The organism is Zavarzinia aquatilis (assembly GCF_003173035.1).
GTDB classification, from domain to species: Bacteria; Pseudomonadota; Alphaproteobacteria; order Zavarziniales; family Zavarziniaceae; genus Zavarzinia; species Zavarzinia aquatilis.
The window spans coordinates 19,822-27,159 of sequence record NZ_QGLE01000021.1; the positions used below are offsets into that span (position 1 = coordinate 19,822).

18 protein-coding genes are annotated in these 7,338 nt (G+C 67.7%); all 18 read right to left on the bottom strand.

Annotated features, from left to right (window positions below):
- Window positions 1–7: 7 nt before the first annotated feature.
- Entirely contained in the window at window positions 8–553 is a 546-nt protein-coding gene (locus DKG74_RS20600; protein ID WP_109908066.1) for a hypothetical protein, read from the bottom strand.
- On the bottom strand, window positions 550–1,083 hold the full coding sequence (locus DKG74_RS20605) for a DnaA N-terminal domain-containing protein (RefSeq protein ID WP_109908067.1): 534 nt from the start codon (window positions 1,081–1,083) through the stop codon (window positions 550–552). The genes DKG74_RS20600 and DKG74_RS20605 overlap by 4 nt, the downstream gene beginning before the upstream one ends.
- Complete coding sequence (locus DKG74_RS20610) at window positions 1,076–1,702, bottom strand: regulatory protein GemA (RefSeq protein ID WP_109908068.1); 627 nt, start codon at window positions 1,700–1,702, stop codon at window positions 1,076–1,078. Before DKG74_RS20610 ends, DKG74_RS20605 begins: the two co-directional genes overlap by 8 nt.
- Entirely contained in the window at window positions 1,702–2,430 is a 729-nt protein-coding gene (locus tag DKG74_RS20615) for a DUF7168 domain-containing protein (RefSeq protein ID WP_165837793.1), read from the bottom strand. The genes DKG74_RS20610 and DKG74_RS20615 overlap by 1 nt, the downstream gene beginning before the upstream one ends.
- On the bottom strand, window positions 2,423–2,737 hold the full coding sequence (locus tag DKG74_RS21895; RefSeq protein WP_165837794.1) for a hypothetical protein: 315 nt from the start codon (window positions 2,735–2,737) through the stop codon (window positions 2,423–2,425). Before DKG74_RS21895 ends, DKG74_RS20615 begins: the two co-directional genes overlap by 8 nt.
- Window positions 2,734–3,309: an MT-A70 family methyltransferase gene (locus DKG74_RS20625; protein WP_109908070.1), complete on the bottom strand. Its 576-nt coding sequence runs from the start codon at window positions 3,307–3,309 to the stop codon at window positions 2,734–2,736. The genes DKG74_RS21895 and DKG74_RS20625 overlap by 4 nt, the downstream gene beginning before the upstream one ends.
- Window positions 3,302–3,481 carry a hypothetical protein gene (locus DKG74_RS20630; protein WP_109908071.1) on the bottom strand — a complete coding sequence of 60 codons (180 nt, stop codon included), beginning with the start codon at window positions 3,479–3,481 and terminating at the stop codon, window positions 3,302–3,304. Before DKG74_RS20630 ends, DKG74_RS20625 begins: the two co-directional genes overlap by 8 nt.
- A gap of 2 nt (window positions 3,482–3,483) precedes the next feature.
- Window positions 3,484–3,723: a hypothetical protein gene (locus DKG74_RS20635; RefSeq protein ID WP_109908072.1), complete on the bottom strand. Its 240-nt coding sequence runs from the start codon at window positions 3,721–3,723 to the stop codon at window positions 3,484–3,486.
- Window positions 3,724–3,725: 2 nt separating this feature from the next.
- A complete protein-coding gene (locus DKG74_RS20640; protein ID WP_133251666.1) occupies window positions 3,726–4,106 on the bottom strand; it encodes a hypothetical protein in 381 nt (126 codons plus the stop codon).
- The gene (locus DKG74_RS20645; RefSeq protein ID WP_133251667.1) at window positions 4,103–4,426 is read right to left on the bottom strand and encodes a hypothetical protein; all 324 of its coding nucleotides are present in this window, start codon (window positions 4,424–4,426) and stop codon (window positions 4,103–4,105) included. The genes DKG74_RS20640 and DKG74_RS20645 overlap by 4 nt, the downstream gene beginning before the upstream one ends.
- Window positions 4,423–4,713 (bottom strand): hypothetical protein, encoded by a 291-nt coding sequence (locus DKG74_RS20650; RefSeq protein WP_133251668.1) that lies wholly within the window; start codon window positions 4,711–4,713, stop codon window positions 4,423–4,425. The genes DKG74_RS20645 and DKG74_RS20650 overlap by 4 nt, the downstream gene beginning before the upstream one ends.
- A gap of 51 nt (window positions 4,714–4,764) precedes the next feature.
- Complete coding sequence (locus DKG74_RS20655; protein ID WP_109908076.1) at window positions 4,765–5,385, bottom strand: DUF3164 family protein; 621 nt, start codon at window positions 5,383–5,385, stop codon at window positions 4,765–4,767.
- Between the two features lie 102 nt (window positions 5,386–5,487).
- Complete coding sequence (locus tag DKG74_RS20660) at window positions 5,488–5,754, bottom strand: hypothetical protein (protein ID WP_109908077.1); 267 nt, start codon at window positions 5,752–5,754, stop codon at window positions 5,488–5,490.
- The gene (locus DKG74_RS20665; protein WP_109908078.1) at window positions 5,751–5,972 is read right to left on the bottom strand and encodes a helix-turn-helix domain-containing protein; all 222 of its coding nucleotides are present in this window, start codon (window positions 5,970–5,972) and stop codon (window positions 5,751–5,753) included. Before DKG74_RS20665 ends, DKG74_RS20660 begins: the two co-directional genes overlap by 4 nt.
- Window positions 5,969–6,403: a hypothetical protein gene (locus DKG74_RS20670; protein WP_109908079.1), complete on the bottom strand. Its 435-nt coding sequence runs from the start codon at window positions 6,401–6,403 to the stop codon at window positions 5,969–5,971. Before DKG74_RS20670 ends, DKG74_RS20665 begins: the two co-directional genes overlap by 4 nt.
- Before the next feature lies 1 nt (window position 6,404).
- Entirely contained in the window at window positions 6,405–6,701 is a 297-nt protein-coding gene (locus DKG74_RS20675; RefSeq protein WP_109908080.1) for a hypothetical protein, read from the bottom strand.
- Window positions 6,698–6,973 (bottom strand): hypothetical protein, encoded by a 276-nt coding sequence (locus DKG74_RS20680; protein WP_109908081.1) that lies wholly within the window; start codon window positions 6,971–6,973, stop codon window positions 6,698–6,700. Before DKG74_RS20680 ends, DKG74_RS20675 begins: the two co-directional genes overlap by 4 nt.
- Window positions 6,970–7,338, bottom strand: a 369-nt coding sequence (locus tag DKG74_RS20685) for a hypothetical protein (RefSeq protein WP_207779448.1), incomplete at its 5' end; no start/stop codon positions are given. The genes DKG74_RS20685 and DKG74_RS20680, both read right to left, overlap by 4 nt.

Genomic DNA, 7,338 nt, shown 5'->3' on the forward strand with positions numbered 1-7,338 from the left:
GGCATGATCAGATGGCCCCTGCGCCCCTAGGCGGTGCCGCCGCCAGCGGCAGCGACATTTGACGATGATCCGACAGCCGAAGGCGCTTGGCCGGATGGCGGCGGCCGCAAGCCGGGCAGCGCCCCGGATCGGCGGCCTCTTCAAGAGCCGGGCCGCCGTTGCCTTTCGGCCAGCCCTCAACCAGCTCTTTCACGCGATGCCGGGCGAGGTGTAGCTCGCCCGAGATCTGGTTGATCGAGTAGCCCCGCTGGATCCACAGCGTGCGGACGGCGATCGCGTTCCGCTCGACCGAGGCGGAGGGGACGAGCAGCAACTCCCCTTTCACCGCCCCGGCCTTCAGGTGGCGGGCGGCGACCAGCCGGGCCGCCTTGACGCCGATCAGTTTGGACAGCCAGGTATTCGGCCCGACCTTGTCGGGCATGGGCATGTATTTTTGTTGCCCGCCCGCGACCTGGCCAACGCGCAAAGCGGCGTCGATGCCGACGACCTGGGCGATGAGCGCCAGCACGCCCGGCAGGGTTTCGGGCTTGGGGTACCAGCTCGGCGCGGTCATGGCCCACCTCTCGGCGAGATAAATTGGACCTCGCGGACACTGAAAGCGCGCTTCAGGACCGGAACGAACCGCTCCTTGATCGTGTCGGCGATAAACCGGCTGGGCGCGCGGACCAGTAGGGCCGACCGATCCCGATCGACGTCGAGTTGGCAGCGGGCGATCCAGCTGCGGTGGTCGGCGTCGGTCATGCCGGCGACCACTAGGGCGGTATGGACAGGGGCCTGAGTCACCGAGGTATCGACGGTCAGCTCGGCCGGCTCCTCGGCGGGCACCGGGTCCGGGAAGGCCTCGTGCCCGCCCTCCCGCAGCCAGCGGCCGACCAGCGGGATATACTGCGGGTCGACCGAGCGGGCGCGGACATCGGCGGCGTAGCGCCCGGCTGCGCGCACCAGCGCCTGCGGATCGACGCCGCGCTTGACCAGCCGGCCGAACTCGTCTCGGGCTTTACCGGGGCGGTCGGCGGGCCGCTTGGGGACCGCTTTCCAGAAGGCCTCGAAGGCCTCTCGCAGCTGGATCGGGAGATCAGCCACGGGCGCCTCCCTTATGGGCGCGGATCAGCTCGCCATAGCGGCGGATCAGCTCCCGCTGCGAGATCCCTTGGGTGCAAACGATCGCAGTGACGGCTTCGTCGACCGCGTCTATGTGCAGCAAGCCCCGCAATTTCTCGAATTGCGCTCCCGCCAGGGCGACCTCGGCCTCCGCGACCGTGCACCCCGGCTTGACGTCCCAACCGTGCCGCCGCCCGATATCGCGCAGCGCCTCGATGATCGAGGAGGCCTGATGCGGCGTCACCCACTGCAGGGCATCGATTCGCAGCTGCCGCTTGGCGAACGCCGCCATGGCGGCTTCGGTCGGACTATCGACAGCGCCCAGGTTCCAAAGGCTCAGCCAGAGCGCCCTAATCTTGCGGGCGTGAGTACTCTCCGCCAGGGCGCGGCCCCGGGCCGGCTGCTGACATGCGCCGGCATGGCCTTTGATGGCGTCCAGGACACGGCCGAGTTCGGGGATCGTCAGCTCGGCCGACGAGGTCTTGCCGGTCGCATTGGCGATGACCTGGCGCCGTAGGTCGTCGTCCATGCCTTGCTTCGCGGCCTCCGCATGGATCGCGGAGATCAGCGACCGGCGCTTCGCGGGATCAGGCACGGCCATCACGACCTCCCGATCATCTGCGGCTCGGGAGCTTCGCCGGCCATGGCATCCGTCACCTGGATAGCGTCGGCGGCGGCCGTCCCGGCCCAGTAGCCCTTCCGATTGATCATCTTCTCCCAGGCGCGGAACTGCTTCCGCGCGCGCGCCTGCTCGGCCTTGGTGAGCTCCGGCTCCGGCGTAACCGCCGGCTGCTGCGTCGGCGCCGGCGGCGGCGGAAGGCGATGGCTGAATACCTCCAGCACCCTGTCCGTCAGCCGCCAGCACAGGCCCTCGGTAAAGGCCGCCATCTCCTCGCCGCGCGTCTTGCGACTGCGCTTTAGGCGCCACGTCTTGGTGGCCCGGAAATCGGCCTGTGCACGCCGTATTGCCCGCTCCAGCAGGATGTAGAGATATTCGGCGAGGGCGACATCCGACGGTCGCCCCGTGAAGTGCATGGTGATTTTCAGACGGCCGCCAGCATGATGCGAATAGCGGATGTGCGATCTGGCGCGAGACACCCGCTCGATGGCGCCGTGGACCAACGAATAAGGCCAGCTGGCTTTCGACCGGGCAATGCTCACCCGCTCGCCATCCACCGTGTCGATATCGTCCGGGTCGATGCCATGGGCCGCCATGATCCGCGCGGCGGCCGCCATGGCGCTCGCCGCCTCCGGCTCGGTGCAGCCGGCGGCCGTCGTCTTGGCCAGAAGCGCCCGCAGCTTTGCCTTGATGCTGTCCTGGTCAGCCATTGAGCGGCCCTCCAATGGTGTATGTCTGGAAGCCGTCGCCCGCATTTCGCCTGGCCATCGTTCGGAGCTGCGCCGCACGGCGCTGCGCGTCCAGCTGGCGGGCGAGGATGCGGCGATGCCGGGCGTCGACCATATGGCCCAGCATCTGCCCTTCGAGCGAAGCGAGGGCGGCCAACATGGCGTTGGCGGCGGGCAGCGCGCCGAAGGCCTTTGCCGTCTCGACCGCCGCCGCCCACATGGCATCGGCCAGCGCGACGGCCTGCGCCTCCAACTCGGCCTGGAGGATCTGCTCGCGGTCGTTACTCATGCTGCATCTCCATCGAATTTCCCGGCCTCATAGCCCCAGCCGTCCCAGCCCGGCCGGCTTTGGCGGGTGAACAGGTCGGCGCGCGCAAAGGGGTTGATCACGAGGCGCTCGGCTTCGGCATAGGCCTGATCGGGCTTCCGGCTGTGCTGCCGCAAAGGCCCTTCGATCACGGTTCGGATCGACTTGCAGGTTTCAGGGTTTCCGTTCGTGCCGATCAGGAAGGGCTCGGACGCACACCTCAGACGGTGGCCCGTGCCAAAAGCCAGCTTGCCGTTCCTCGTCCGCTTGACCCATGTTCCCATTGAGACGAAGCGAAAGCCCCAGGCTTTCAGGACTGCAATCTGTTGATCGATCATGGGGTTGGTCGCCCAGAGCCAGAGGAGGCAATCCCGCCGCGCCAGATGCCCCACAGGCATCGCCGCGATCTCCTCGATCGGCATCGTCTCGTAATGGGCCTCCGGGCTCTTGTGCTTCTTGCCGGCATCCGACCAGGTCTCGAAGCGCCAGGGCGGATCGGCCATGATCAGGTCATACGAGAGCGGCCTCAGCGGCGCGAAGGGCCAGTTACTCATAGTCCACCCCCTCGCCGTAGATGCACAGCACAAGGCCCTCGGCCTCGCCTGCCGCGACCGACAGGGCCATTTCTTCGGCGGTCTCGGCACACTCCATGGGCGACACGAGCGAAGCGGCGGCGTGCGGGTTCGAGCCGATGGACGTGATGATGATCATGAGGGCTTGGATCATGATCAGATCCCCCCGCTGGTGGTCGTCAACCGGATGGACGCCGCGCGCTGACGATACTGATCGGCGAGCGCCGCCAGTTTCGCGCGCTCTGGCGCGTTGGACCGAAGCGTCGCGGCCTTGCCCGCGTGCCAATCCGCCAGCCACTCGTAATACGCAGCGCTATCGAAGGGATAAGGGTTGGATGTCACGGACGCGCCCTGCTGGGCAGCCGTCCGGCCGTCGACCGTGAAAGGCAAGGCCATGATCATGTCCTCGGAAATGCGTTGAAGCGGGGTTCGGCCGGGGCGGATCCGCGGCTGGCGATGATCCGGGCGCCCCCTTGCGTCGGCAGGAGATAGGCGGGCGGGCAGCGGGTCACGCGGCCGGCGGCCACGGCCTCGGCAATCAGAGCCGCGTCACGCGCGGCCAAGGCCGCCGTGCTGGGCAGGCGGTACATTCGCTCCCCGCCAATGCCCTGGGCTTCGAGCCGGCCTGCCCGCACAAGGTGCTTTATGCAGGTGCGGATCTGGGTGCGCCGCAGATCGCAATACCGCAGCAGCAACTCCGGCCGGAACCAGACGCCGCGCTCCACGCGCCGGGCGGCGCCCATCACGATCTCGATATGGGACGGACGAGGCGCGCTCATGCCCTTGCCCCCGGGCCGACGTCGGACAGCGCGTTGAACGCCTCGACAAGGTCGCTCCGCTCGACCAGACCGCACTGGATCGTATAGGCGGTAATGGCCACCCAGGTTCGCAGCGGGTCTCCATCGAGGCCGCCCCGGGTCGCCTCGCCTGCCGCCAGCAGGATCACCCGGCCCACGGCGAAATTGAGGTCCTGCATCCGCTGCCGGGCGCGCAGGCGGGCGCGCTTACCCATCCGCCCGGACACCTGATTGATCTCGGCATCCAGAGCGCGGCGCGCGGCATCGAGATCGAGGGCATAATCCACAATCGGGCGCATCATTTGGCCTCCATGGAATAGGTGGGGATCGGCTCGCAGGCTTCGGCCTGGGCCATCCGGGTGGCGATCTCCGCCTCGTGGGGAGCGAGCAAGCCCGGGTCGGCGCGAACGAGCTCAAGCCAGCGGTTTCGAAAAAGCACCACCGCCCGCCAGCGGGTGACCCCTCCCGAGACCGAGATCCCGAGAGCCTTGACCGCCTCGGCGGGCTCCGCCCCAGCAGCCGCCAGCGCGTCGATATGCTCGATGGCGAGGCGGTCGCCGACCGCCCTCAGGACATCGGCCAGCCGCATGATTCGGCGCTGCCACGACTGGGGGTTGGGCTCACGGGCGGGGTGCATGGATCACACCCGGGCGATGTTGAGCGGGATCTGGACGAAGTCCGCATCCGGCGAGGCCCGCCGGTACAAGCGGAAATACTCCTTCGATCGCTGGACGCGGATGCTGTCGGAAATCGCATCCATCGCGCGCTTCCAGCGCTCGTCATCGAAGTCGTGACGGCGCAGCCCGAGGATGCGGTTCTTGTCGAGGCGACCCTCCTTGTTCACCCTGAAGGCGTCCGTGACGATCGTCTTGAGCTCGTTCCCCGCGCCCGCCGACCAGGCCGTCAGGCATTCGTCGATCAGGGCTTTAGCGGCATGGAGCTCCGGCCCGAAATCGGTGAACTCGCCGATCGCGACCTGGAGCTGGAGCGAGCCATCGAAGCTGGACAGGGTGATGTTGCCTTTCTTGCCGCCCTTGACGACGCCATAGCGTTCGGCGATCAGCGCGATAAGGGCCTCAACGCTGTCGGCGATCACCGCCTTGAGCTTGCGGAGTGATTCCACCTCCTCTTCCGCCAGCGCGACGACTTCACGGACGAGCTGATCTTCGAGGATATGGTGGGCCTTGATCTGGTCGATCGGGACGAGATGGCCTTCACCATTCTGCATATAGCCGGCAGGCACGGCGGCGGTATCAGACATGGAGGGTCCTCCGAAGGAGTTTCGAGATGCGGTCGAGCAGGCCCCGGTGACGTCGCGCCGGGGCGGTGATGACGCCCGAAAGGGCGATGCGGGCGAGGCCGGTCATGTCGATGCGCCCGAAGTGGTGGCGGGCTGGGCGGCAGGCACCGGATCGGCGCGGCGCATCGCCCAATCAACCGCCGTATTGATCAGGATCCACGGGTGGGTTTCTGCTGCCTCCAGCGCGCAGCCCGCGCGGTGCGGAAAGGGCTGGCGGCACTCGGTAACGCTCTGCTGCGCGAAGCAGCGGCTGCACACGCAGGCCGCGCCAAAGATGTCATAGACGGAGAGCGTCGCTTCCAGTCGCTCAGCCGGCGTGATGTCGGTCATTGGTCTTCTCCCGATGTAACTCTGATCGTCATGCCGAGCGCCCGTGCCCAGCCGAACAGGTTTTCGAGGCGCGGCATGACCTGCCGCCGCTCCCACTGGTCGAGCGCCTGGGCGCTCACGCCCACACGGCTCGCCACGGCCTCCAGCGTCAGGCCTTTTTCAAGCCGCGCTTGAGCGAGGGCGGTCACCACCGCGAACAGGGCGCGGGCGGCGCTCATGCGCGCCCCTCGGTCTTGACGGTCGAGCGCGCCGTCATCGCACTCGAAGCCACGGCCTGATGCAGCGCACTGGCAGCGAGACGCACGACCTCCTCTTGCGTTTCCACGGGCCAATTGTCGGCGATCGCCTTACCAAGCACGCCGGCTATGATGGTCGTCTGCAAGCCCTTGCTGATCGACGAGCGGCCGGCAGCATCATTGATGGCGATGGTGACATCGGCCGCGAATAGAGCGCCCTCCGAAAGCTCCGACCGATTGTCGTCAAACTGCAGGTCGCTCGCGCAGCAGATGGCGTATCGGCTCCCGAGCGAGCAGATATAGGCGAGCTGCTTGCCGTGAGAGCTGGGGCACGGCCCGTGGATCCTGATGACGCGACCTTTGTCGCCGTCGCGGTGGGTCACCGCATCGCCAAGCTGAAAATAAACGGCCACGTCAGGCCTCCTGTTGCACATAGGGTGGGTCGATGGGGGTGAGGCCGTCGCGCTTGCACAGCCAGTCGCGCCAGGCGAGCGCGGCGGCCATGGCCTGCCGTTCGTTCTCGGCCTCGGGCACACCTGAGGCGAAGTAACGGCGGCCGTCCCTTGCGTGCCGTGCCGCCGCCTGAACGGCCGACCGGGCATCCCGGTAGCGGGCGGCACTGGCGATCACCAGGGCGCCCGCCGGGGGCGTCCGCCCCCACACGACCTGGCCACCCGGATGGACCGAGATGAGGGTCGGTGGCTTGCTCATGCCGACCTCGCCGTGGCCTGCAGGCCGCTGGTTCTGTACATCTGCGCCGCCAGCCGCAACAGCATCTGCTCGCGGTCATCCCGCGAGGTGTTGATCCACACCAGATGGCCGAGGCGGGCCGCGACAACCTCCAGCTGGTCACCGACCGACAGGCCGTCTTTCTCGGACGCACTGAGCGCAATGTCGATGCCGGCGGAAAGCGCGCGATAAAGCCTCTTCTGCTTTTCATCGCCGGCGGCGACAGCAGCCGCGTCCAATGCTTTCTCGCTCATGCCGCACCCCCTTCACCGCCCTCGATCGGCACCAGGTGCACGATCAAGCCTTTGCGGCGGGCGCGCGCCCGGGCCGTGACCTCGGCCATGGTGATCACCTTGCCGTCGAGCGCCGCGGGATCGCGGGGCATCGAGCCCCGCAGGTGGCCCGGCACCAGCTGGGCCTCGATTGCAGCCACATCGCGCTCCAGCACCTCAAGCCTTTCGCGCAGGATGGCGACCGCCTGCCGGTCCATCCCCGCGTGCCAGCAAGCCGGATGGCCGGGCGATACCGCCGCGACGAGAGCCTGAATATCTTCCGTAATCATGGCTGTCCCTTTCTGTAGCTGCAGGCGGGGCAGCGCCGCGCCAGCTTCACTTGGGTG